At 49.0% G+C, this 24,942-nt stretch carries 17 protein-coding genes; 4 read left to right on the top strand and 13 right to left on the bottom strand.

Annotated elements, in window-relative coordinates:
* Window positions 1-446 precede the first annotated feature (446 nt).
* Window positions 447-1,394, bottom strand: a complete 948-nt coding sequence (locus ADU23_RS12695) for a helix-turn-helix transcriptional regulator (RefSeq protein WP_053374076.1) — start codon at window positions 1,392-1,394, stop codon at window positions 447-449.
* 119 nt (window positions 1,395-1,513) lie between these two features.
* Here ADU23_RS12695 and ADU23_RS12690 point away from each other — a divergent pair, with 119 nt between their 5' ends.
* Entirely contained in the window at window positions 1,514-1,999 is a 486-nt protein-coding gene (locus tag ADU23_RS12690) for a DinB family protein (protein ID WP_053374075.1), read from the top strand.
* Window positions 2,000-2,055: 56 nt separating this feature from the next.
* Here ADU23_RS12690 and ADU23_RS12685 read toward each other — a convergent pair whose 3' ends face one another.
* The 4 genes from ADU23_RS12685 to ADU23_RS12670 are packed head-to-tail and all read right to left on the bottom strand — an operon-like array spanning window position 2,056 to window position 4,625.
* Window positions 2,056-2,820, bottom strand: coding sequence for a spermidine synthase (locus ADU23_RS12685; protein WP_082311076.1), 765 nt, complete (start codon window positions 2,818-2,820; stop codon window positions 2,056-2,058).
* Between the two features lie 12 nt (window positions 2,821-2,832).
* A complete protein-coding gene (locus ADU23_RS12680; protein WP_053374073.1) occupies window positions 2,833-3,294 on the bottom strand; it encodes a GNAT family N-acetyltransferase in 462 nt (153 codons plus the stop codon).
* Between the two features lie 21 nt (window positions 3,295-3,315).
* A complete protein-coding gene (locus tag ADU23_RS12675; RefSeq protein ID WP_053374072.1) occupies window positions 3,316-3,699 on the bottom strand; it encodes a VOC family protein in 384 nt (127 codons plus the stop codon).
* Window positions 3,700-3,734: 35 nt separating this feature from the next.
* Window positions 3,735-4,625: a copper amine oxidase N-terminal domain-containing protein gene (locus tag ADU23_RS12670; RefSeq protein ID WP_053374071.1), complete on the bottom strand. Its 891-nt coding sequence runs from the start codon at window positions 4,623-4,625 to the stop codon at window positions 3,735-3,737.
* A 239-nt stretch (window positions 4,626-4,864) separates the two neighbouring features.
* On the opposite strand from ADU23_RS12670, the gene ADU23_RS12665 reads away from it, so the two are divergent.
* Both ADU23_RS12665 and ADU23_RS12660 read left to right on the top strand, forming a co-directional pair.
* Complete coding sequence (locus ADU23_RS12665; RefSeq protein WP_053374070.1) at window positions 4,865-5,404, top strand: MFS transporter; 540 nt, start codon at window positions 4,865-4,867, stop codon at window positions 5,402-5,404.
* Between the two features lie 95 nt (window positions 5,405-5,499).
* Complete coding sequence (locus ADU23_RS12660) at window positions 5,500-6,168, top strand: AlkZ-related protein (RefSeq protein WP_053374069.1); 669 nt, start codon at window positions 5,500-5,502, stop codon at window positions 6,166-6,168.
* 128 nt (window positions 6,169-6,296) lie between these two features.
* Here the strand turns inward: ADU23_RS12660 and ADU23_RS12655 are convergent, their stop codons facing one another.
* The 3 genes from ADU23_RS12655 to ADU23_RS12645 form a co-directional block, all read right to left on the bottom strand.
* Window positions 6,297-8,054, bottom strand: coding sequence for a methyl-accepting chemotaxis protein (locus ADU23_RS12655; protein ID WP_053374068.1), 1,758 nt, complete (start codon window positions 8,052-8,054; stop codon window positions 6,297-6,299).
* A gap of 200 nt (window positions 8,055-8,254) precedes the next feature.
* Window positions 8,255-9,061 (bottom strand): aminoglycoside N(3)-acetyltransferase, encoded by an 807-nt coding sequence (locus ADU23_RS12650; RefSeq protein ID WP_053377607.1) that lies wholly within the window; start codon window positions 9,059-9,061, stop codon window positions 8,255-8,257.
* Complete coding sequence (locus tag ADU23_RS12645; RefSeq protein ID WP_053374067.1) at window positions 9,042-9,758, bottom strand: hypothetical protein; 717 nt, start codon at window positions 9,756-9,758, stop codon at window positions 9,042-9,044. The genes ADU23_RS12650 and ADU23_RS12645 overlap by 20 nt, the downstream gene beginning before the upstream one ends.
* Window positions 9,759-10,019: 261 nt before the next feature.
* On the opposite strand from ADU23_RS12645, the gene ADU23_RS12640 reads away from it, so the two are divergent.
* On the top strand, window positions 10,020-11,084 hold the full coding sequence (locus tag ADU23_RS12640) for a ParB/RepB/Spo0J family partition protein (RefSeq protein WP_053374066.1): 1,065 nt from the start codon (window positions 10,020-10,022) through the stop codon (window positions 11,082-11,084).
* A gap of 60 nt (window positions 11,085-11,144) precedes the next feature.
* On the opposite strand, the gene ADU23_RS12635 is transcribed toward ADU23_RS12640, so the two are convergent.
* From ADU23_RS12635 to ADU23_RS12615, 5 genes are all read right to left on the bottom strand, one after another.
* A complete protein-coding gene (locus ADU23_RS12635; RefSeq protein ID WP_053374065.1) occupies window positions 11,145-13,289 on the bottom strand; it encodes an MMPL family transporter in 2,145 nt (714 codons plus the stop codon).
* Between the two features lie 32 nt (window positions 13,290-13,321).
* On the bottom strand, window positions 13,322-14,467 hold the full coding sequence (locus ADU23_RS12630; protein ID WP_053374064.1) for an NAD(P)/FAD-dependent oxidoreductase: 1,146 nt from the start codon (window positions 14,465-14,467) through the stop codon (window positions 13,322-13,324).
* Complete coding sequence (locus tag ADU23_RS12625) at window positions 14,464-15,204, bottom strand: methyltransferase domain-containing protein (protein WP_053374063.1); 741 nt, start codon at window positions 15,202-15,204, stop codon at window positions 14,464-14,466. Before ADU23_RS12625 ends, ADU23_RS12630 begins: the two co-directional genes overlap by 4 nt.
* Window positions 15,197-16,354 (bottom strand): type III polyketide synthase, encoded by a 1,158-nt coding sequence (locus tag ADU23_RS12620; RefSeq protein WP_053377606.1) that lies wholly within the window; start codon window positions 16,352-16,354, stop codon window positions 15,197-15,199. Before ADU23_RS12620 ends, ADU23_RS12625 begins: the two co-directional genes overlap by 8 nt.
* Window positions 16,355-16,697: 343 nt before the next feature.
* Window positions 16,698-24,851, bottom strand: coding sequence for a chitobiase/beta-hexosaminidase C-terminal domain-containing protein (locus ADU23_RS12615; RefSeq protein WP_157265755.1), 8,154 nt, complete (start codon window positions 24,849-24,851; stop codon window positions 16,698-16,700).
* Between the last annotated feature and the right edge of the window lie 91 nt (window positions 24,852-24,942).

Here is a 24,942-nt window from a genome sequence, read left to right as displayed (position 1 = left end):
GTCCGCCGCTAATCTTATCCCGAAGGACAAGATCCGCTCGACTTGCATGTATTAGGCACGCCGCCAGCGTTCGTCCTGAGCCAGGATCAAACTCTCCAAATTGGTGTTTGAAATGCTCATTACTTTTTTATCGCTTTTTYYKMYSATYCSKWAGRATYWKMRRGGCAGTTATTACTCGTTGTTCAGTTTTCAAAGAGCAATCTTTTTTCTTTCGTTCCGGTGTATTTCTTGGCCGGAATAAGAATATACCATGTACTTGCCCACTATTGCAAGTGTTTTTCAAAATTAATTTCATTTTCTTTTCTTGGCCTCGCCTCAATCAATGAATCCGCTACCCTGCCACACAAAGCCTTTATTTAGAAGAAACACATTCGCGGACGCAAATAACGCAGTAGAATGACCTGGATAACTACGATTATTCCCATCCGCCAAACCAGCAAAAAACCTTATTCATATTTCGCCATGATCTCCGAAAGAATCCCTTTCATACGCTCCACGAGCTCTGCCGGTTCTTTTACCGTCGCCTCGTTCCCTAAACCAATAAAGAAATTCGCAAAAAACGATAGATCAACCTTTCGAATGCTGCCATCTAACCTGCCGCTGCCATCCTCATTTTTATAAAGCTTTGGAGAAGGCCATAATTCAGACTCGCAGCGCCGAACCCCTTCCTTGCTTAGTTCAACATAAACAGGGATATACGCTTGCTCATTCTGAAAGAACGCATCTTGGTTGCCCAGGTGAACATGGCGAAAATCCATTGGCTGCAATCCCGAAGTGTCAAACACAGCTGTATGAATTCTGTCGCATCGGAACAACCGGGATTCCTCGCGAAGAAAACAATAGGCAGAACAGTACCACAGACCGATGCTTGCATACACGCCAATCGGCTGTATTTGCCGGCTCGAGCGCCCTTCCCGCGATTCATATTCGATGAGAACTATTTTTTGCTGAATAGCTCCTTCAAGCAAAATCGACAAACAGGGAGACTTCACTTGCCTTGCAGGCGTAAAAAAATCAAAGCGGTTTTTTAATTGATCGATACGATCCCGCACGTCGCCAGGCATATAAAAGTAAAATTTGTTCAATGCCGATAAAGCCTCTGACTCAAAGGGAAGGTAGGAATAGTGGCGCAAAGCATGGCTTGCAAAAAAGATAGCAACCGCCTCTTCCTCCGTAAACGCGATGGGAGGCAAAATTCTTTCATTGAGCACCTGATAGCCGCCATGAGGCCCCACCTCTGAATAAAGGGGCACGCCCAGCTCGCTCAGTTCCTGCAAGTCTCTTAAAATAGTCCGGGTTGACACTTCAAATTCATCGGCTAGCTCTTTCACCGTAAACTTGCGCTTCCGGTTAACGGTCATCATCAATTCGATCAGTCGTTTCGATTTGGACATTATCGTACTCCGTTATTTTTATATTTATGACAATCCCTGTCACTATTATAAGCTACAATAAAAAACGAGCCTAGTCGAATTACTTCGTTATGCCCATTTCAAATGAGGAGTGAAAGCACATGCAAGCCGTTAACGAAATCAAAGCACTATTGCTCGAGGAATTGGACCATATCGTAAAAACGTCCGCTCATTTAATCCGCAAAATCTCGCCTGATCACTGGGATTACAGACCGCAGCCATCTATGAGATCACTGCTGGAATTGGTGGAGCATCTCGTATCTGTCCCTTCATCCGACCTACTGATTCTTCAGGAGAGCAGTGAACCGGCCATTCGCAAGCTGGAAGCGGATATTGCTGAAGATAATGACAAGGAAGCATTGATTGCTTGGATGGTTTCTGGCATGGATCAGGTCAGAAAATATATGGAAGAGCTTCCCGAAGAGGAATTCCTCCATAAAAAAACAAAGCCGTTTTATTTGGAGCATGGCTCGGTTCAAGCCAAATGGTTGATCGAGATTACAACCCACGCACAGCATCACCGCGCACAGATGTTCACCTATATGAAAACATTGGGCTACGAAATCAACATGTTTGATTTGTACTAAGCAAAACCCCTCACACCATAAAGGCTCTGCTCGCAGTCTATGCGGCAGAGCTTTTGTCATCCTATCGTTCCCTGCTTATCCACCATCACATGTCCTCTTCCCAGCTCGGTTTCAACAAAACCTGCCATTGCTTGCTGCTGATAATCGATGGCTTTATTACTCCCGATCACAATGATATTTCGCATAGCTGACGTATCCTTGCCGGGCAGCGAAAAAGCTTTGGCATAAGGATAAGTTTCTACTAAGGTAGAATAAATGGCATTCATTAATCTATCATTCTTGATTTTCCCCATTAGATTCAAAATAATAGATCCTCTGGCATCGAGCTTTTTTTGCGTCATACCGAAAAATTCCGCCGTTGTTAAATGAAAGGGAGTGCCTTCCTTGGTGAAGGCGTCCACAATAATATAATCGAGCGAATCCGGCTCTTCCCCGCTAAGAATCTGGCGGCCATCCCCGATTACGACATTGTCGCGGCGATAATCAAAATACGCTCTGCTTAGCTCCACTACTTTTTCATCGATTTCCGCTACTTTAACTTGTTTGTCAGCGTAATGTCCGGCGATCGTCCCGATGCCATGCCCAATCATAAACAAGCTTTTGAACGACGGATGATTGCACTCCATCAAATGGATAATCGCTCGCGGATATTCAAGCACGATTCGCTTCGGATCCTTCAGATCGATTGCCCCTTGCACCGCATCGTCCGAAAATTGCAAAAAACGAAATTTGCCTGTCTCCCCATACAGAGAGTTAGCGTCATAAACCGAAATCTCTTGCGTTAATGTCTTTTCCGTTGCTAAGCGATACAATCGATCGATCTCCTTCTGTTATTATTCACGCCGTATCTTTTTCTGGAAGCTAGTGAGCGACAAACGTTCTTCTACTTCTATTACACCGGTCTCGAAAAAGCCGTTTGACGTGTATAAATGGATGGCTGGCGCGTTTTTGGAACCTGTTGAAACGATGAGGGTATGATAATCCCCTTCGAGATTTTCGACGTAACGAAGCAGCTTCTGGGCAATTCCCTTCCTAAAATGATCGGGATGCACGAGCAATCGATGAATATCGATCTCGCTGCCCTCAGCCTTTATAGCAATTGCCCCGCACAATTCATCTTCTATGTAATAGCCATAAAAGGTTTCTCCGCATGCGAGCAAAGTATCCACTGTGTCCTTTAAGGGCGGTATTTCATCAAAATCAATTAACGCCGCCTCTACCTTATAGGCTGGGATTTGAATGTTTAACATTTTCTCTGCAAGAGCTCGGTTTGTAATATCGATTTCTTTAATCAAGGCTGATCCTCCCATTTTCGATTATTCCACATCGTTGGACACTTCCAGTAAATTCATATCCGGATCGCGAAAATAAACGGACTCGATCTTGCCGATCGCTCCCGTCCTAAAAACCGGGCCTTCCTCCACTGCTACGCCGCATTCGGCTAAATGCCGAATCACTTCAGGCAGCGGCAGCGCTGTAATAAAGCATAGGTCCGCTGATCCCGCAGCCGGCGTTGCTGCTTTCGGTTCAAATTCTTCTCCCAATTGATGCAGGTTGATTTTTTGATTTCCGAATTGCAGCGCCTTTCTTCCTTCCCCAAAAGTAATCACCTTCATGCCCATCACCTTGCTGTAAAAATCACAAGACGCCGCAACACTCTGAACCGTGAGAACAAGATGATCCAATCGATCCATAATCATAAAAAATCCTCCTCGCTAGCGCGCCGCTATTCCCATCACTTTGCATCCGTACGTACTTCTCCGTCAATCGGCATAATGACCACATTCGCATATTGTTTATCCGTATAACGATTAATGACTCCTAGCTCCGTATATTTACCCGTGCTATCCACTGAACCATAGGTCAGCATATCAGCCATAAAGTTATCCGTGAACGTGACCGACTCGCCAAACGGCTTCGGTTCCTCTCCGGCTTGGCCGTTTTTGCCTAACGTATCCTTCTGCCACTTTATTTCAGCAATACCTTTAGCGTTGATTTCCACATACGTTTCTAAACCTTTATACGAAATAAAATAGCGGAGCGCTTCCCCCTTAGGGAATGTGTAGGTCGTTGAAAATCCTTCGCCATAAGGCTCGATCTCTTTGCCATTATTTATCCGAGTCAATTTAATGGCAAGCGCCCGCGCTTTCGCAAGGTCGCCGCTTTTCAAAGTATTAAACTGCTCATCGCCGGTTGGGGTCCGGACAATGATATATTTTGCGCTGCTGTCGTAATCAACTTTACCGCCGAGCGTCTCGGTTACGAAACGAACGGGAATGTAAGTACGCCCTGCCTTCACGGTGACAGGTGCATCCAGCTTCACATCTTTGCCGTTTACTTCCGCTGTTTTCAAACCATTTTTTAGAAGCACCGTCATTTTCTTGACCGGATTGTTGATGATAATGGTCTTTGTTGCTGTCTCATAGGAATAAATAAATGATTTAGGGTCGTTAAAAGCCCGAAGCTGAACCATCGTTCTGTCGTTTACAATCAACATGTCTTCTTGGTAAACGCCGTTAATGAACATTTTTGACGGCTTCGCTGGCGCTGCCATGCCGGTGGCGCCCGCTGACAAAACGCCTGCTACCGTTAATGCGGCAGCTGCCGTTTTCAGAAACTTTTTCACTATAATCGCCTCCTCATTTGCAGATATAACATAGACGCTTGTTACTAACACAAAGTTACTCTTCCGCCATAATTAAGAATTAGCTTTCTGTTTCTCGCAGATATTGACCATTCAGTGTCCTTGATGAATAAGATGGACGAAGAGCAAGCTTTCTTTTTTTGTATTTTCCGGACTAATCAGTCCGATATTTTTTTTGACTTTTCCAGACCAGTTAGTCTAGAATAGACAACCCTTTTTATATGCAGCAGGCGCTTCATTATACGGCAGTTCAGTCCGGTCTTGGATTTTTGCCGCTCACTTTAAGCGCACTCTTAGGAGCAAAGCTAGTCAATCGTGTGCTAAGCGCATTTGGAATAGCGGGAACGCTTGGCAGCGGCATGGCGCTCGGGGCAGCTGGTTTTATGCTCCTTACCCAGCTTTCGCATCATGGAACGTTCTTTGGATTTCTCCCCGGCATATTAATTGCTGGACTTGGCCAGGCAATCGTATTCACAACAATGTTTATTGCAGCCGGAACAGGCATTGAGCCAAAGGATCAAGGGGTATCCTCTGCTATCGTTTCAACAGGCCAGCAAATAGGCAGCGCGGTTGGGCTTGCCATCATCATGGCTATCGTTACGGCGGCAGCAACAGCAGATTCCGCACTGGAAGCTCAAACGCCAGAGATGCTGACCCATTCTATTCAGCTCGCCTTTTACACGAGTGCGGCGTTTGCTTTAATTGGCGTGATCGTCGCATTCATTATGCTTCGGAACAAAAAAACGTCAGCAAAGCAATAAATGTCTAGTGAAACGAAAAGAGAATGGAGGTTGTGAGAGGATATTTATGGATACTACTAGAATAGATTCAGTAGACCATATCTAGGAGTGAACCTATGAGTATCTCTACTTATCCGGAGTTCGTAAAGCTTGTTGGCGAATATAAGATTTTCCCTTTTTCCGATCTGATTCCTGACCATCCCTCCCTATCCGCACTCGTTCCGAGCGACAGCTGGCATACCGAAACGGAGTTTGACCCATGGCCATGGCGCGTCAAAATCGTAAAGGATGAGCATGCGGCATACGGCAAGTTTTTTGGCAGCAAAGCATCCTTTATTCATATTGACCTGTTTCCATACATCCAGCCGCTGCTGACGCTTGGAAAAAGCGTGGATGAGCGATATAACAACGGTCTTATGTCGCAGCACGCCAAAAACATCTATCATATCGTCAAGGAAGCCGGCAATATCGATTCGCGTCTACTGCGCAAAGAGAGCCAGCTTACGGCCAAGGAGCAGAAAAAAGATTACGACCGGGCGCTGGTCGAGCTTCAGAACTTCGCGGATATTGTCATTACCGGTGCGCAGGAAAGTGATTTTGAAGGCGGCTGGAGCAGCATGTGCTTTGAAAGCTCCGGCCACTGGCTGCAAGCCACACTCGGCAAAGAGCTGCCCGCGACCGACGATTTATCAGAGGTCAGAGGGATCGTCAAAGCGGAGCTGAGCGAGGTTTGTTCAGAGAAAGCGTTAAAATATTTGGATAAAAAGCTGCGTCTAAGCGTATAGCGAAAAACAAAGGGAGGTGCTTGCCATTAGCAAAAACTAATGAGCCGAGCATTTCCCTTTGTTTGATTCAGCCTAATCTTTTTCGATAGCCGGCCGTAACCTTTCTTGAGCCGTTTGTAAAACTCGATTCAAACATTTACCTGTGCGATAGCTTGTCTCATATCCTCCGTGTTGGCGCTGAGCACGGCAGACGCTTCATGCACCTGCTTCATCATACCGAGCTGCCTGGCGGTCAGATCTTGAATGCGCTCAGTCATTTCGGATACTCCGCTAGCGATGTAAGCAATGTTGCTTACGGTAGCGGCGACCTCCTCGGACCCGGCGGTTAATTGCTCGGTTGTTGCGGAGACCTCCATAATTTGCTCGCTTACGAGGCGGAACGACTCCACGGTATGCTCGAACGATTCCGCGGTTTCGCCCGATAAGGAGACACCTTCGCCAATATCCTTCGAGACTTTCTCCATCTCATCGCTAATTTTACTTGAAAAAGCTTCAATATGGCTTAGCAGCTCGGTTATCTGCTCGACGGAGGAAGCGGATGCGTCCGCCAGCTTGCGCACCTCATTGGCTACAACCATAAAACCCGAACCATGCTCTCCCGCCCTTGCGGCTTCGATGGATGCATTTAAAGCAAGGAGCTTCGTCTGATCGGCAAACTCGCGAACCGAACCGATGACAAGTCCAATCTCCCCTGTATAGCCATTTAGCTTTCTTGCAATATCAAGCGTCTGATCGGTAGACTCGGAGATGCTTCTAATCTGATTATTGAGCTGCTTCATAGCAAATTCGCCTGACTGCGCGATTTCCAGTGACTGAACCGCAGCGCTGGAGACGGTTGAAGAAGATTCGGCAATTCTTACGATGCCCTGTGCGATTTCCTCCATCGCTTGCGCGCTGTCATCCGCACTCGTCTTCTGGATATGTGCGCCTTCATAGATTTGCTGAACCGATCCATTCATCGTCTCGCCCATGGTCAACATCTGATCGGCACTGCTGGCAAAAGATTGCGAGGACGTCACAAGCTGCTCCGATGTTTTCTCGACGTTGACGACCACTCCGCGCACTCTTTCCGTTAAATGCTCGGACATCATGAGCATGGCCTTGTACACGGTTCCGATTTCATCGATGGACTTTACAGGCTTTGCCCGCAAAATCGCATTCGCCTCCGCCAAATCTCCGACAGCCATCTTCTCCGCGCTAGCCTTGACGGTTTGCAGGGGCAGCAGCGAGCGTCGAACAAACCATACGATCGCTCCGATCAAAACGATGGTGACAACGAGCATCATCATATAGAGAGGCATGCTCTCCCATATCACATTTGTCGCAAGCTGCTCAAATACAGCCGCATCCGTGTCGATGCCTATTGCGCCTACAACGGCGCCGCTTGCATCTTTTAGCGGTACGTAAGCCGATAGATAAGAGCCGTATACCGGGTTTTTAATAAGCGGCGAGCTTGCGTTTTTGCCGGCAAAAACGAGCTCGGCAGCCGCAGCAGGCATATCCGTCACCTCATCAATGGGCGATGCGGAATCATCATCTTTAGGAAGTCCGTCGATCATAATTCTCGGCTCCCGATTTTCATCCAGACGGACAAAATATACATACCGGGCGCCTATCTTCGTACGGAACTGAGCAAGCTCTTGGCGCAGCGACCAATATAGCTCCGTCTCCTGCGGCTGCTTAAGGAATTCGGCAAACCGATCCGCTTGCAGCGTAACGGCATAGCTCTCCGCGATCCGTATATTATAGCTGTTAATCGCCTCTTCAACAGCAGACTTCGTTTGTGTAACTTGAGTGCCAATATAGCCTCCCGCAATCAAAACCATGACTACGATCATCGCACATAAAATACGTACAATCAGATGCTTTCTCAATATTGTTACCATACGCTGGCTTCTCCTCTGCGCCCTTCCCATGCGGGCTGATGATATTTTGCTATAATTTTCATCATACCACCATTTTTCGACATAAGGGAGAAATATACCAAACTTTATACGCTATCAAAATAGTTCTTTAGCATCGTGAAATAGTCCATTGGAATGAGTTTCTCTCATCATTAAACGAAGAGGCCGCCAGCCTCTTACGGCTAACGGCCTCTATTTTCTTCCATCCATTTTACGCCAAAATCGACTAGTTCCTTCATCGGCATGAGCAGAGCGTCGGCGTTGCCCACCTTTCCTCTCCGAACATAACCCGTTTCCCGCTCAAAAGCTTCGCCAATCTGATCGAAATCATCCGAATCAAAATCGATATCTTGAAAATCAACCCACTGCTTCTCTCCATCTGCCAAAACCGGCGCTTTACTGATGATCTCCGTTTTGCCCTTGTAATTCGCACGATACTCAGCCAAATGCAAGGAGGTATTCCGATTATGGGTTACGCCTAGCAGCAGCACCCAGCCATTCGCCTCATAAAGCCTTGCTAAAGGGGATTGTTCGCTCAGGCTGTATGCCAAGCTATGATTGGCTGTCATGCTGTCTTTCTTAGAGCCCCATGCGGCAAAGGAGACTTGGGGATGGTTGCTCCGCATGACGCCGTTTTGTTTGCGGAAGCATTCGTTTATCGCCCCCATGCCTCTGCAAGGGGTTAGATCCGCCTCAAAAGCGGGCATCGATTGCTTGATCGGCTCCCACCATGATTCTCTAACGGGAGGGTATCGCCAGTTCGTAGGGTCAGATAGGTCACCCGTATGCGTAGGCATGACAAGTGTGCCACTGCTGCCCAGTAATTCCTCGATCGCCAAAATAACGGCAACCGGCCCGCCATTTACATATCCGCCTAACGCCTTCATGGAGGAGTGCATCATAAGCGACATCTCCGATGTGACGCCCAGCTTGGCAAAATCCGATTTTAATGTCTCTACCGTTAATAAATCACCTTGAATTTCTTCCATATGGATCACGACCAATCTTCTTCTTCGCTGCGTTCATAAACGTTACGACTTCATCCAACTGGTCCGTCTGCAGAGCCAGCTTCTCTGTATCAAATACTAGAAAAACGGGAAACGCCTTGATCCCGAATGCCCTTTTCACATCCAGCACGTGGTTCGGGTCGTACTCCTTAGCGCTGTACCCGCCTTGAAGAACGATGCCCGCTTCCTTCTCGATCTGCTCCACTTCAAACGGTTCAGCTTGACCGCTCTCGTAGACCAGAGTCGTTCGGTAGCTTCCCTTTTTGCTGGCAAGAAAGCCTGCTCGCTTCAATAGCTCTTCATTTGGCATCGTCAAAATAATGAGCTCATCCGGCGTATCCGTCACCTTCTCTGTTGAAGGCGGATTAATTTGCACCTTCTGCCCCTGCTTCAAATCGCTCCATCCTAGCTGCTCGCCCGCTTCATTGGTAATGCGGGTGCCTGGAACAACATGCGCTTCATAGCTTGCCCCCCAATCTTCTATTGCCGGCCCTGGCTCATCGCGCTTCATCCACTCCGAGATATCAAATTCGATGGTCTTGCCCTGCTCATCTACGCCGCTTACAAAACCTATCATTTGGCCGTCCTTGTATTCGCCATACGGCTTGGAGCTGCAGCCGGTTAATGCTATGCAGATGATCAAATAGACAATGACACCAGCTCTCTTTAATCGCCTCACGATTTGCCCACCCCCTTAACAACTGTTGACGTTCACCGCTAGCGATTTGTTTCAACATTTTCCATTTAGACGATTGCGCTAAACATGCCTATCGTTTCCTCATTTCCGTCCTTGATATATAATAGACTAGATTAAGATCAGACCTCGGACTTTCAAAAATATTTAAAACATATACGAAGACTAAGCTAATGCTTGCTCACCAAACTAAGCGTATGCTTTCGAAGTAAGATTTGCTTCACAAAACTTTTAAGGAGACCACCCATGGATATCATTGAAATTGTTACCGATTTAATTGACGAGGATACCGATCAGCCCAGGTATCAGTTCGACGAGGAAGCGCTGCAGGAATTGATGAAAAGCATCGATGAGATCGGCCTGCTCTCGCCGATTAAAGTGCGAACGACCGGCAATGGGCGTTATAAAATCATCTACGGCAACCGCCGTTACAAAGCTAGCAAAATGCTCGGACGGCCTACGATTCCGTGTATCGTATCTACCGTTACAGACGAGATGGAAATTTATTTGGAGCAAATCGCGGAAAATTTGACGCGTGAAGGCTTCTCTCCGATCGAGGAGGCAGAGGCGTTCAACAAGCTGCTGAACGATCCGAAGTTCAGAAGCTCGACCAAGTTTTTGTCCGGCAAGCTCGGCAAACCCGAGTCCTACATCAAAAACAAATGCGAGCTGCTAAAGTTCGGCAATGCCGTGAAGAAGCTGATCGTCGGCGGAACTGAGATCAAGAAGGACAAGCTGACCGAGGATCAGCTGCTCCCGCTTAAGGATTTGCCTATCGAGCATCGTGATCCTCTTGCCCTTATAGTCGCTAGGGACGAGCTTCCGGTGAGCGATGTGAAAAAAATCGCGAAGCTGTTCAAAGATAAAACGATTTCGGACAGCACGAAGGATAAGCTGCTGTTCAAAACCGGCAGCGGCCTGATCGAAACTTGGTCGACCCATGAGCAGAACAAGGCAGAGCGCGCGAAACCAGCGCAGGCCCCAGCGCCTAAAGCGAGCGCACCTAAAGCAGAGAAGCAGGCTGCGCAAGAGCCGCTTGAGCAGGCAGAAGCAAACAAGGGAGCTCTTCAAGCTGCCCCCGCCGCTTCCATCGAGCTTGTCCTTCAACAGCTGGCAGCCGCTCTTTCCGCTCCGAGCGCTTTGTCCGCGGACATGGTCCAGTCCATTGAAGCGATCCAAGCAAGCGGACAAGCCCCGTTCATCCAAGGCGTTGACGCGCTGATCGGCCATTTGGAGCAGCATTTGGCGGAATGGAAAACGGTCCGCGAGCTCGCGAACTCAAAATGGCAGGCTGCTGCCTCAGCAGAATAATACGTTCACAAAGGCTGCTTTCCACGTCATGCGACGGGGTGGGCAGCCTTTTTTTTGACGCTATTTCAGCCAGCGCGGCGCCCACCAGTTCCATTTTCCGAGCAGGCTCATTAAGGAGGGAACCAGCAGCATTCGAATAATCGTTGCGTCTATGAAAATAGCTGCCGCGATGCCGATGCCAAGCTGCTTCACTCCCGCTACCTCGCCAAACGCGAACGGAGCCGTGACCGCAATCATGATGGCTGCTGCCGAGGTAATGATTTTGCTGACCGAGGTTAAGCCCGTTATAACTGACTGCTCATTATCGCCTGTCCTGCGATATTCCTCGTAGATGCGCGATACGAGAAACACGCCGTAATCCATGCTTATTCCGAACACAAGGCCGCAAATGAAGACGGGTATCATGACCGCGATGCTGCTCGGCTCCATCCCTAGTCGGCCTTCCTCGAAGATCCATGCCAAAATGCCAAAGGCGGCTCCAATGCTCAACAGGTTCAATAGAATCGTCTTAATCGCAATGAGAACGGAGCGGAAGGCGACAAAAAGGACGATGAAATTCGAGGCAAATAAAAAGAGCAAAACATAGCACAAGCTGCCAAAAATAAGATCAAACACTTCCTGCTCATATTTGGCTTCTCCCCCGAGCGAGAAGGCAAGCGTCGATATTTCCCCGCGCTTCTCCCAATTCCTTAACCAGCTCATCGCTTCGTTCGAAGAAGGCTCGCCTGTTATCGTCACCTGCAGCAGCATACGGTTATCTTTGAGAAACGGCTTCAGCACCGACTCGTATTTCTTTTTTTGCAGCGGCTTACCGGCTATTGCCAGCAATTGCTCGGGTGACAGCCGCAGCTCTGAAAATACCGAGTCAACCCGTATGACACTTGGATCACGCTCCAGTGACTTCGCAAGCGCGTAAGCACTTGTCCAATCCTTTTGCTTCCGAAAGCCCGTTTGTCCCTCTGCGATCACCCAAACCTTGGATGTGGACGGCAGCTCAAAATGTGTGCGGTACGTCTCGGCGGCCATGCGGGAATCGTAGCTTTGCGGCAGCGATGACGCATCTGGAATGGCGACCTTCATGCTGCTAAGCGGCAGCAAGCAAACGATCAACACTCCCCCTGCAAGCAAGCCTATGGCTGCCGGGCGCCGCATTACGAAGTGAACAACGCCGTTCCAAACGGCTGTGCGGCTGTCCGCTTTCGCTTTATTGCTCCACAATGCAGGCAAGCAAAGCGCAAGAAGAGCGGGCAGCAGCGTGAACGAAAGCAGCAAGGAGACCGCAACTACCGTCATCGCGCCAAGCGCAATGGAGGAGAACATGGGCAGCGGAATCCAGACGAAGCTTAGCAAGCCTAAGAAGACGCTGGCAGCAGATACAAAAACAGCCCTGCCCGCTGTCCTCATCGTCTGGGCAAGCGCCGCGGCAGGCGGCGTGCCTTCGCTAAGCTCCTCCCGAAACCGGCTGATCACCATAAGCGCAAAATCAATGCTAAGAGCAAGTCCCACCATCGGAACGACATTCAAAACAAAATTGGATAACTCGAGCTGCGTACCTAACCTGTACATGATGCCCATCGCAGTCGTCACCCCTGCGACTCCGATCACAATGGGGATGAGCGCGGCAGCGATGCTGCGAAATACGAGCCATAGAATAAGAAAGGCAAGCGGTATCCCGATAAGCTCCGCTCTTGCTAAATCATAATGGCTCGCCTGGTTTACATCCGCTTGCACGGCAGATTTGCCAGTGACCTTAACAGAAATGCCGTTATACGTTGGCAGCTTCTGGTCAAGCTGCTCAAGCGTTGTCAGCATCCGATAAGGCGGATAGCTGAACGATAGCAGCGCATAGGCGTTGTTGCCCTTCATCATCCCTTGCTGCTCAAGCGGAGAGAAGATACCGGTTAGTCCCTCAAGCCCTTTTGCCTGAACGAGCGCCTGCTCGATAAACGAGCGAAAGCGAGCTTTGGAAATGCCGTCCGCTTTCTCGAAAACCAGCATTACCGGCGAGTCCGGCACCGCAAAATCGGAAGCCAGCATTTGCTGCACCTTCGCATATTGCCCATCCTTGGGATACAAGCCATGATCTTGAAGGACCGAATCCAGCTTGAACGCCTGCGAGCCTATAACAAGCAGCACAATTGCCCATAAGAGGATCATTCCTCGCGGAAATCGGAAGGATTGCTGCGCGAGCCAAAGTCTACTCATGAGCGTTCTCCTCCAGACTCCAAATGGGCTTGTTAGCTGCTGAATGGCTTTAATCTTGTCGCATGTACGAGCTCTTGCGCTAGGCTTGGCGCCAGTCTGGCAGCATTCGGCAGCCAATTGGATAGCATGGGCGAACCGAACAGCCATTGCAGGAGGCTTCCCCATTGCAGCGGCCGCTTAAACTCCCTATTAATCGACCCCGTAAAGGATTGCTGCCAGCCAGCCAGCGATAGTTCCTCTCGCAAAAAACGGTCTGCGAGCGGCGCACATAGCGCTGCCGAGCGCAAAGCCATTGACATGCCGTCTCCGCAAAGCGGCGGAATCATCGTTGCCGCGTCGCCAAGAAGCGGCAGCCCATCCCAAGCCAGCGGCTTGCGGTTTAGAAATACAGGCGCAACTGCGGCCTGCGTGCCGAGGACGGGCTCGGCAAACCGCAGCCTCTCGTGCAGCCTCGCATTTCGCTTCGCAACCCCGCTTATGATAGCGAGTATCGTTTTCCCCGCATCTACCGCAGCCTCCCGCGCAAGCAGTGCCGACGCGTTTACAAGACCGCCCTCAATGGGGCACAAACCCAAATAGCCGCCGCGAAAAAAATAAAGCTCAATGACCGGCTCCATAGCGATGCCGCGGAAATGTGATTTGACCCCTATGTATGAGCTCTTAATGGACGCTGGCCTTCGATAGCCCGGCAACCCGGAGCGCTGGCTCGCGCCCCATGCCGCAATAACGGTTCTCGCTTCCATAACGCTAATATCGCTGCCTCGCTTCGTATGAATGAGATAGCCGCGATTCGCCTTCTGAACATCTGTCACGGTTACTCCCGTTTGCAGCTTTGCCCCTGCATCCACCGCGGCTAGATGAAGAGCGGAATCAAGCGTATATCGGCTGAGTCCCCAAGCATGGCCGGGAAGCGGCAGCTCCATCTCGGACCCTTTTTCAAAAATGATCCGTACCCGCTCCACTTCACAGTGACCAAGCCCTGCAATGGAATCGGCAATGCCCAGCGCATGCAGCGTGCTCTGCGACTCCGGCGAGAGAAACTCCCCGCATACCTTATGCCTTGGAAAGGATTGGCGATCGAGCAGCAGCGTATCCCATCCCTTATCCGCAAGCGCTTTGGCAATACTGCTCCCGGCAATACCCGCGCCTAACACTGCCGCATCGAGAATACGAGTCATACGAGCCCTCTTTCGTCGGATGAATTTATTTGCGCCTTATCAATGACAACCGCGTATCGGAATAAAGGCCTCCACTTATAATAAATGGCGGGAAGCCCCAGCATTTGCCCAAGCTTCCTCCAATCGCCGGCGCGGAATCCCTTAGCTACAGACAGCGGCCCATCGTTCAAAATATACCGATTGGTCGAAATCATTCTAGTCGTCAGCCATACAGCCGCCCAAGCGATCCAGTGGCGATGGATATCGTTAATGACGACCCCAAGCCTGGACACGCTCAGCATGCTGCCGACTGTATGGGGCAGCTCTTCTTCATCAAAATGATGCAGAAACTGAGTCCCCGTCACGATATCCGCGCTTCCTTCTGGAAGTGCAAATAAATCGCCTTGCTTCACCTGAACCCTAGACTCATTTTGGAAAAAGAGCCTCGCCTCCTCGCAAGCCTCCTCCGTCAAATCCACCAGCCGAATCGTAAGCTCGATCCCCTGTATGTCCGCCCATCTCAGCAGCTGTCGGTTCACATCGCCCGAACCCGCTCCAACATCCAAAATAGACAAGCTTCTTGGCTTGTTCGCTTTCTCCCAAAGACGCTTCACCCCATACAGCGTAGGGGCTGATGCGACAAATATCCGGTTCAGGAGGCGAAGCTGCCTTAGCGCTTCCCGCAGCTCGGAGCCTCCGATGGAGAAATCGTCCATCAATTCCGCCGCCTCGGCGCGCATGCGAAGTCCCTTAGACATATGCCCCGTCCGCCTGCTGCTGCCCACGCTCTCTTGCGATGGTTGCAGGAACATATGCAATCTTGATCATTTCGGCTGTAAGGCCGGGTCCGAATGCAAGCGCAATGCCGCTGACCGCGTCTGACCCGCTCTCCTGCAAATGCATTCGCATGGCATCCAGCACAAAAAGAATCGTAGCGGAGGATACGTTGCCGTAATCGCGCAAGACGCCTAGGCTATGTGCGGTTTGCTCATCGGTTAGCTCGAACTTATTTTGCAAAATATCGATAATCCCCTTACCGCCCGGATGAATCGCCCATAGCGCAAGCTCTTCCTCGCCGCACAGCCGCTCTACCTCTGCCGGGATAAATTCGCCGATCAGCTTCGGAATATGCGGGGATAAGTACAGGTCAAAGCCGTGGTTGCCTACCTCCCATACCATTTCCTCGGCGCAATCAGGCAGCAGGACGGAGCGCTCCTTGCCAAGCTCGAATAGAGGTTGGTAAGGAGGCTTCGCCGCCCCAATGACGCAGGCCGACGCCCCATCCCCGAAGAACGATGCGGCAAATAGAGATTCCCTGTCGCCAGATGGCTGAATATGCAGCGTGCAAAGCTCAACGCACACGACTAATACATGCGCGTTATTATCGCTTGCTACGATTTGACGCGACAATCCAATTGCCTTGAGGCCGGCCGCGCATCCTAAAAAATTAAGCGGGATGCGGGTTATCGTAGGAGCCAGCCCCAATTGCTGCACGATAGCCGCATCCATGCCCGGCAGGAATTGTCCGGTACAGCTGACGGTGATCAGATGCGTAATGGCAGCAGGCTCAACATCACCATCGGCTAGTGCTTGTCTTGCCGCATGAAGCCCGAGCGGAACCGATTCCCGCTTGTAAATGCCCATCCGCTCCGAAGTCGATGGCGCTAGCTCTGGAGTCGCACTTGGCAAGTAACGGCATTCAGCCGCTTCCGCAAGTAAATTCGGCTCGCAGGTATAACGGCTTTCCACTCCGCATTGCTTGAAGATTCTTCTCCCCCAGCGGGCGGAATCCGGCTTGTCGCTCAGCGCATCCACTAGTCTTCTTGCCGTATCGGCTTGATCAATTAAATAGGGCGGCACGGCTGTTCCAATGCCCAATATGGCAATATTCGAATTGGCCTTCGTCATATCAATAAATCCCATCCTCTCTGGATAAACCTAAACGGACAAGTTTTCTGCTTAAAACAAGTCTATTCCGCTCATCTCCCTAATATGTACATAGAAATTACAGTCTTTCCCATTCATTTGTAATAAACTTGAAATCTAATCTTCATCTCGTTTTAATGAAAACAACCTATACTATAAACAACCCCCTTTTGTAATATATATATTTAAGACCCACAGCACCGAATGCTGTGGGTCTCTTTTTGCGTACATATGAGGGCATGCTTTCAGAAAAATCCCCTCATACGGAACATACAGCTTAAGCTGCATGCTTCCACATAGGGGGATTTTCTTTTATTTCTTGGTATTAGTTCACCAGCAAATACAACCGGTGAATAATAGTTGCTGCTTGCGCACGGGTAGAATTAGACAATGGAGCGTATTTGTTGTCCTCCATTCCTTTAATCAAGCCCTCGTGCTGCATGGCGGATACCGCATCCAAAGCATACGCAGCGATTTCATTCCGGTCGCTGAAGCCTCCCGATGCCGGATCGGATGTTAACGGCTTGCCTATAAGGCTGGCTGCTCTATACACCATGACCGCCATTTCCTGGCGGGTGATTCGGTCGTTAATACCGAAGCTTTCATCCGCTTTGCCCTTCACGATGCCAAGCATCTGTGCGGAAGCTACTGCGTCATAATACCAAGCTCCTGCAACAACATCCTTCAGGCTGGTGGCCGGATTGTCAGACTGTAGATCGAATGTCCGAACCAGCATAGCGATAAATTCTGCACGAGTCACTTGACCATTCGGATTAAACTTGCCTTCGCCAATACCGTTAATCGCTTGTCTTGCAGCAAGCGCTTCGATCGCATCTTTTGCCCAAGCGACGCTGCCGATATCAGTGAATGTTAATTTGACCGTGGCAATTGCATATTTGCTAAAGTGCTTGGCAGTAAACTCAACATTGCCCGTTGCCGGACTAAATCTGCCGTTTTTAACGATTTCAAGCTCGCCATTGTCATTAATGTAGTAAACGACAATTTGATTGGCATTTTCTCCGTCTTTTAGTTTGTACGGCATGGCAACATCAATGCGATGGGTTCCAAAATGACTTTGTTTCTTGCCATCGATAGTCAGATTGAAATCAAATACTTCATTATTTCCAAAAATGCTTTGCACAGAAGCTGGAAGCGTTGCTTTGTCAACCAGCGATACGGAAAGTTCTAGTGCCGCTGCCGCCTTTCCATCTTCATGCACCAGCAATTCAGGCGCAATGGAGACACTCGCAAAGCCCGTATCGATCGCTAAAGTCGTTCCCGACTGAAGCTTCGCAACCGGAACAGAGATCGCGATATCCTTGGTGCCCGCTTCCGTTTTAACCTCAATACTAATTGTTCGGTTTACGGAATGGTTTCCTGCGGCTAAAATATCTTTTTCATTCAGCACGACATTCGCTTTGCCATTTGCATCTGTCTTAGGCTCCAGCTTAATGCTGCCTTTCGGGTCAACAACAGATGGTTCTACAGGCTTCACAGGCTCGTTAGGTCCGCTTGGACCAGGTCCCGATGTACTTGGCGCGGTTACCGTAACGGTCGTCGTTGCTGTATAGCCGCCATCCTTCGTTGTCACTGTAATTGTCGCTGTACCTGCTGATACAGCAGTAACCTCGCCTGTGCTGCTTACTGTTGCAACAGCCGCGTTGCTTGTGCTCCACTCTACATCCTTATTTGTTGCATCCACAGGTGCAAGCGTCGCTGTCAGCGTCGATTTCGCTCCAGTTGTTAGATCAAGTGTGTTCTCGCTTACGGTCACGCCCGTTACCGCAACTTGCTGCGCCGTTACCGTAACGGTCGTCGTTGCTGTAAAACCACCATCCTTCGTAGTAACTGTAATTGTCGCTGTACCTGCTGATACTGCAGTTACCTCGCCTGTGCTGCTTACTGTTGCAACAGCCGCGTTGCTCGTGCTCCACTCTACATCCTTATTTGTTGCATCCACAGGTGCAATCGTCGCTGTCAGCGTCGATTTCGCCCCAGTTGTTAGATTAAGTGTGTTCTCGCTTACGGTCATGCCCGTTACCGCAACTTGCTGCGCCGCTACCGTAACGGTCGTCGTTGCTGTATAGCCGCCGTCCTTTGTTGTCACCGTAATCGTCGCTGTACCTGCTGATACTGCAGTTACCTCGCCTGTGCTGCTTACTGTTGCAACAGCCGCGTTGCTCGTGCTCCACTCTACAGCAGGATTCGTCGCATTCGCAGGCAGAATTGTCGCTGCCAGCGTTGACTTCACTCCAGTCGCTAAGCCAAGTGACGGTTCACTTACTGTTACGCCTGTCACCGCTATTTCTTTTACAACATCAACACGCGGGATGAGCAGCGCGTCAGCCCAGTCAGCATGGTCGCTGTTCGTTGGATTAGACACAGGCGAGCCTGCATCGCTCACATAAAGCGTAAGCTCGTATACTCCCGTTACGTCCACTTCAATCGGAATGCCTTGTGCTGGAACTCCGTTTACGGCTTGCAAAGTCGGGCTCTTATAAAGGGATACGCCATCCCCTAGAACCTCAAACCATATGCTGCTTGGTGAGGTCGACGTATTTTTCACATCGTCTATCCCAATGACAGCTTTAAATTTACCGTATCCTCCGCCAATGTTATAGATTATGGTTGAAATCGCATGCGTTCCGATACCTTTAGCATACGTCTTGCCATTGATCTTAATCGGTGTGGAAGCGCTGTTGATGGCACGATCCTTGAGCGGCGGATGCCCTGCCCAACCACTAATTGCGCTTTCCCAATCGAGGTCAGAAAGATAGACTTCTTTGCTTGCCGGTTCTGGAAGCGTGCCATTGAAGTGATAAACAAACGATGTAATATCACTATCGTAATACTCATCCTTAATAGCAATCGTCTTCAGTATTGTCGATTTGGCGATGTCGATTGCACCTGTATAAAGCGTGCTGTCCTTCGTTGGCTTATCGCCGTTTGTTGTGTAGTAGATGGCTGCGCCTGCTGTTGCTGTTTCAAGTGTAATTTGGAACGGATCATCGTAGCGCCCTCCTGGCTTGCTGGCTGTTGGATTAGCGGCCTTAGGCAGCACAATCTCATAAGCAAAGGTCGCTAATTCACTATCCGTCCATTGCTCCTTAAACGCAATGGCTTTTACTGTCGTTGTTTTCGTAATCTTGATCGGATTGACGTACTTTGTGCTGTTCTTTGTTGGGGTTTTGCCGTCAATCGTGTAATAAATATCTGCACCTGCCGAAGCCGTGCTTAATTCGATTGATAAAAACTTATCGTGCAATCCCGCCTCTACATTCGCAGTAGGGATCGCTACAATCGGCGCGTTAATCGTGTAATCGTAAGAAGCGATATCGCTGTCCAAAAGCGTCTCACTGGCTGCAATCGCCTTTAACGTTGCCGTTTTTTGAATGATGAATGGACCCGTATAAAGCTTGGAGTCTCTTGTCGGCGTCGTGCCATCCAACGTGTAATATACTTTTGTATCTGCCGTTGGCGACGTTAACGCGACAGAAATCGTTGTAACATAGGTGTCAGACGCTTTATCGCTGGATGGGGCTGCTGCTTTATTCGCTGTCCCCGTTGCGACTGCCTCTGCTTCAACACTAGAGCCTACCGCAACCAATGTCGTAATATAGCTTACTTTCACGCCATTTACGGTTTTATAAAGTGCCGGCGTATCTGTACCGTTAAGCTTGATCGTTGGGAAGTTTCCGTAAAAACGCGCTTCCCATGTAATCGGCTCTGTGCCGGTTTTATTTTCAAACACGGTTTTGGTGTTGCTTGTATGGGCAACGCTTGTTTCATTTTCGCCGATTCTCAAGTAATTAACTTTAACGTCCGGAACTTCGCTTGAAAGCCTTGGCGCTGTTGCAACCGCATGCTTAGGTGCATTCGGCTCAATGCCCATCAGCCCTTCAACCACGTTGCCGATGATGGTGTACGAAATTTCCGGATATTCGCCGTTTGTCAATGTACCGGAGTTAAACTGCTCATGTTTGTTCGGTCTCGTTTCCATGATGAATTTAAGCCATTTCCAGCCCTCATTCACACGGTTATACGGATAGAACGTATCTGGCAAATACGTATAGGCCTCAACGTTTGCTGGAGAATTCGGTTTATCCAGCTTTGCTTTTGCAGTTGGGCTGTCATAGAGCAAACCATTGCCGATTTGGCCCGAAATATAGTCCAGGTACTTGCTGTTTCTTTGTCCTGGCTCGGTAATAAGCTTCATCGGCATAAACCAACTGTTCTCTTTACCGAAATTCGTATATTTCGTAACTCCGTTCTTATTCAAAGCTCTAGCATAATTGCCCTCTGTATCACCCTCGTAGACGCTCCACTCATTGTTGAAATAATCTTTCAGTTGTTTTGCTTTAGCGAAGTACTTAGCTGCTTCAACGCTATTGCCTTTCGCCTCCAGCATATTCGCATAAGCAAGGAATGCTTGATACTGCGAGCCAATCGCGTCGCCGGCTTCGATAATAACCTCGTCGCTTCTCTCATTGTAGCTTACTGCGCCTGAGAAAATACCGGCACCCGTGCCCTCTGCAACACCATTGCTGTTCGTATCATGCAAAGTAATGAAATCGGTAACGACCTTCGTATAGAAATCCCATAAGAACGGATCATTTAGGTAGTCTTCGTTGCCTGTCCATAGATATTGCTTATACGCCTTCTCGACTAGCTCAAACTGTGCAGGCACCTCACGGACAAAGTTGGTGTCGCTCTTCCAGTCGATCGTATAGTTGGAAGCGTCAAAGTTATACGCCCATAAAGTGTACCATTTTCTTGCTTCCGTCATCCCTTTGGCAAAGGTTTGGAACATGCTGAAGTTCTCGTTGTTAAGTCTGAGTATGCTCGCTCCTGGTGCCTGATGGACAAAGTCTCTGCTATAAAAAGCAGTGCGATGCTTATAACCCGCCCAATAAGATGGGATATATTCAAATGGACCTGGCTGGCCGCCGCCTTTGTTCCAGTTAACCGGTCCAGATTTACCCGTTTGTACAAACGAGAGCGCCTGACCGATTGCCCATTCGAAATTATCTTTAAGCAGCGTGTTTGAAGATTGAAGACTAACTTGCGGTACCTTTACCGTGACAGTCGTCGTGGCTTTCAATCCGCCATCTTTCGTTGTCGCCGTAATCGTCGCTGTACCAAGCGCTACCGCGGTTACCTCGCCAGTGCTGCTTACTGTCGCAATCGCCGAATCGCTCGTGCTCCACTCTACGCCCTTATTCGTCGCATCCGCAGGCGCAATTGTCGCTGTCAGCTTTGATTTCTCACCCTTAGCAAGACTCAATGATGATTCGCTCAATGTCACTCCCGTTACCGGCTGCGTAACCGTAACAGTCGAAGTTGCCGTAGAACCGCCATCTTGTGTGGTTACTGTTATAGTCGCCGTACCTAGCGCTACTGCCGTAACTTTTCCTTCCGCATCTACTGACGCAACTGATGGATTGCTTGAAGTCCATGTTACCGCTTTATTAGTCGCATCTGATGGAGAAACGGCAGAAGTAAGCTGCTCTGTACCGTAGACAGACAATCCTACTGTCGATTTGTTAAGTGCAACGCTTGCAACCGCACCTCGCGGGAAAATTTTTGCGTCAGCCCAGTCACCATGATCGCTGTTTGAAGGATTGTTTGCTGGCGTGCCAGCATCATTCAATACAAGCGTAAGCTCATTTACACCTACGATATCCAATTCGATTGGAATGCCAGCTGCTGGACCGGTCACTGTGTTCATTGTCGGGCTCTTATAAAGAGAGAAACCATCCCCCAGCACCTCGAACCAAATGGTAGTAGCCGTGCCCTTCTTGTTTTGAACGTCGTCTATGCCGATTACGGCTTTAAGTGTGCCGTATCCGCCGCCAATATTATATTTAATAATAGAAGTGGCGTTAGCTCCGATCCCTTTCGCATAAGTCTTGCCGTTAATTTTAATCGGCGTATTCGCATTATTAATGGCACGATCCTTTAGCGGCGGATGCCCCGCCCAACCTGTAGTTGCGCTAACCCAGTTCATGTCGGATAAATATACGGTTGCACTTGCAGGATCAGCAAGCGGACCTTTGACGATTCGATAGGAATAGGATGAAACATTACTGTTCGTGTAAAAGTCTTTCATAGCAATTGCCCTTACCGTAGTTGATTGGGTAATGTCAATTGCACCTGTATAGAGTGTACTGTTAATCGTTGGTGTATCTCCGTTTGTTGTGTAGTAGACGGAAGCGCCTGCCGTTTCTGTTCCAAGCGTTAATTGGAACGGCTCAGTGTAACGACCTGTCGCCTTATTCGCTGTTGGTGTGCTTGCAACAGGCAAGACGATTGCATAGTCAAACACGACTACGTCACTATCTACAAGCTCATTTTTATAGGCAATTGCTTTTACTGTTGTTGTTTTATCAATTGCGATTGGATTGACGTACTTTGTGCTATTTCTAGTCGGCGTTTTGCCATCTGTGGTGTAATAAATATCTGCTCCTGCTGTGCCTGTGCTTAGTGTAATCGAGAAAGGAGCACTGTACGTTGCTGCCTCTTTCGATGAAGCTGGTTTTTCTACAATCGGAGCGTTAATCGTATAACTATAAGAAACAACATCGCTGTCGAGTAGTGTTTCGCTTGCTGTAAACAGCTTTAACGTAGCCGATTTTTGAATGATGAATGGGCTCGTATAAAGGTTTGAGTCTCTTGTTGGCGTTGAGCCGTCCAATGTGTAATAGATTTTTGCATTGGCTGTTGGTGTCGTTAATGCCGTAGCAATCGTCGTTTCATAAGTGCCAGTTGCCCGATCACTGGAAGGGACGTCTGCCTTATCCGCGACTCCAACTGTACTTGCCTCTGCTTGCGCGGTGTCGCCTACAGCAACCGATGTCGTAATGTAGCTTACCTTCACGCCATTCACTGTTTTATGAAGGGCAGGCAGATCGGTTCCGTTTAAATTAATCGTCGGAAATTCACCGTAAAAACGAGCTTCCCACGTCAGCGGCTCCGTGCCTTTTTTGTTTCCAAGCTCTGTTTTGGTGTTGCCTGTATGAGCAACGCTAAGCTCATTGGCTCCGATCTTCAGGAAATCAACCTTCACGTCGGGAACCTCGCTTGCAAGCCTTGGCGCAGTTACAACTGCATGCTTAGGTGCGTTAGGCTCAATCCCCATAAGCCCTTCAATAACGTTGCCGATAATCGTGTAAGAAATTTCCGGATATTCGCCGTTGGTCAGTGTGCCCGAGGCAAATTGCTCATGTCTGTTAGGTCTCGTCTCCATGAGGAATTTAAGCCATTTCCAGCCTTCATTCACCCGGTTATACGGATAAAACGTGTCGGGCAAATAAGTATACGCCTCCACATTGGTCGGAGAATTCGGTTTGTCTATTTGGTATTTCGAGGTCGGCGTTGCATATAGCAAGCCATTGCCAATTTGGCCCGAAATGTAGTCCAGATAGTTGCTGTTTCTTTGACCAGGCTCGGTGATGAGCTTCATTGGCATAAACCAGCTGTTCTCTTTGCCGAAGCCGGAATATTTCGTATGGCCGTCAATTCCGAGCGCTCTGGCATAAATGCCTGCTTTGTCGTCGTCCTTGATGCTCCACTCGTTGTTGAAATAATCTTTCAACTGCTGTGCTTTGGCAAAGTAATTTGCTGCTTCAGCGCTGTTGCCTTTCGCTTCCAGCATATTGGCATACGCAAGAAATGCTTGATACTGCGATCCAATCGCATCGCCGGCTTCAATGATCTTCTCGTCGCTTCTTTCATTGTAGCTTACTGCGCCGGAGAAAATGCCGCCGCCCGTTCCTTCGGCAACTCCATTGCCGTTCGTGTCATGCAAGGTGATGAAATCGGTTACCGTCTTGGTGTAAAAATTCCATAGGTCAGGGTCGTTAATATAGTCGTCATTTCCTGACCAAAGATATTGCTTATACGCCTTCTCGACAAGCTCAAATTGCGCGGGCACCTCACGTACGAAGTTAGTATCGCTCTTATAGTCGACAGTATAATTGGAAGCGTCAAAGTTATACGCCCAGAGGGTGTACCATTTTCTTGCCACCGTCATCCCCTTGGCAAAAGTTTGGAACATGCTGAAATTTTCATTGTTCAAGCCAAGTATGCTCGCACCTGATGATTGATGGACGAAGTCTCTGCTGTAAAAAGCAGTACGATGCTTATATCCCGCCCAATAAGATGGGATATATGTATACGGCCCGGGTTGGCCTCCTCCCTTGTTTCCATTAATGACTCCTGACTTGCCCGTCTGGACAAACTCAAGCGCCTGGCCGGTTGCCCATTTAAAGTTATCCTCTAACAGCGTATTAGATGATTCCAATGTGACTAGCCCATCATAAACGGACTCATAAACGGAAGTGGTAACGGTTTCAGAACCTGGCTCGTCAGATTGGGCATGAACGGTTGCTGCTGGCCAAACGGCTGCTGGAAAAAGCGTTGTCGTCAACATGAAAAACAACAAACCCATACTTACAATCCTTTTTCTCGATCTTGACAAATTGAACCCTCCTTTTGTTTTTTTCAGAGTACGGACGTATCTCTATAAAAATCATACTTGCTTTGAAAGCGTTTCGAAACGCTACTAAACT

The organism is Paenibacillus sp. FJAT-27812, from assembly GCF_001273905.1.
Taxonomy (GTDB): Bacteria; Bacillota; Bacilli; order Paenibacillales; family Paenibacillaceae; genus Pristimantibacillus.
This window is presented reverse-complemented; position numbering and strand designations above follow the sequence as displayed.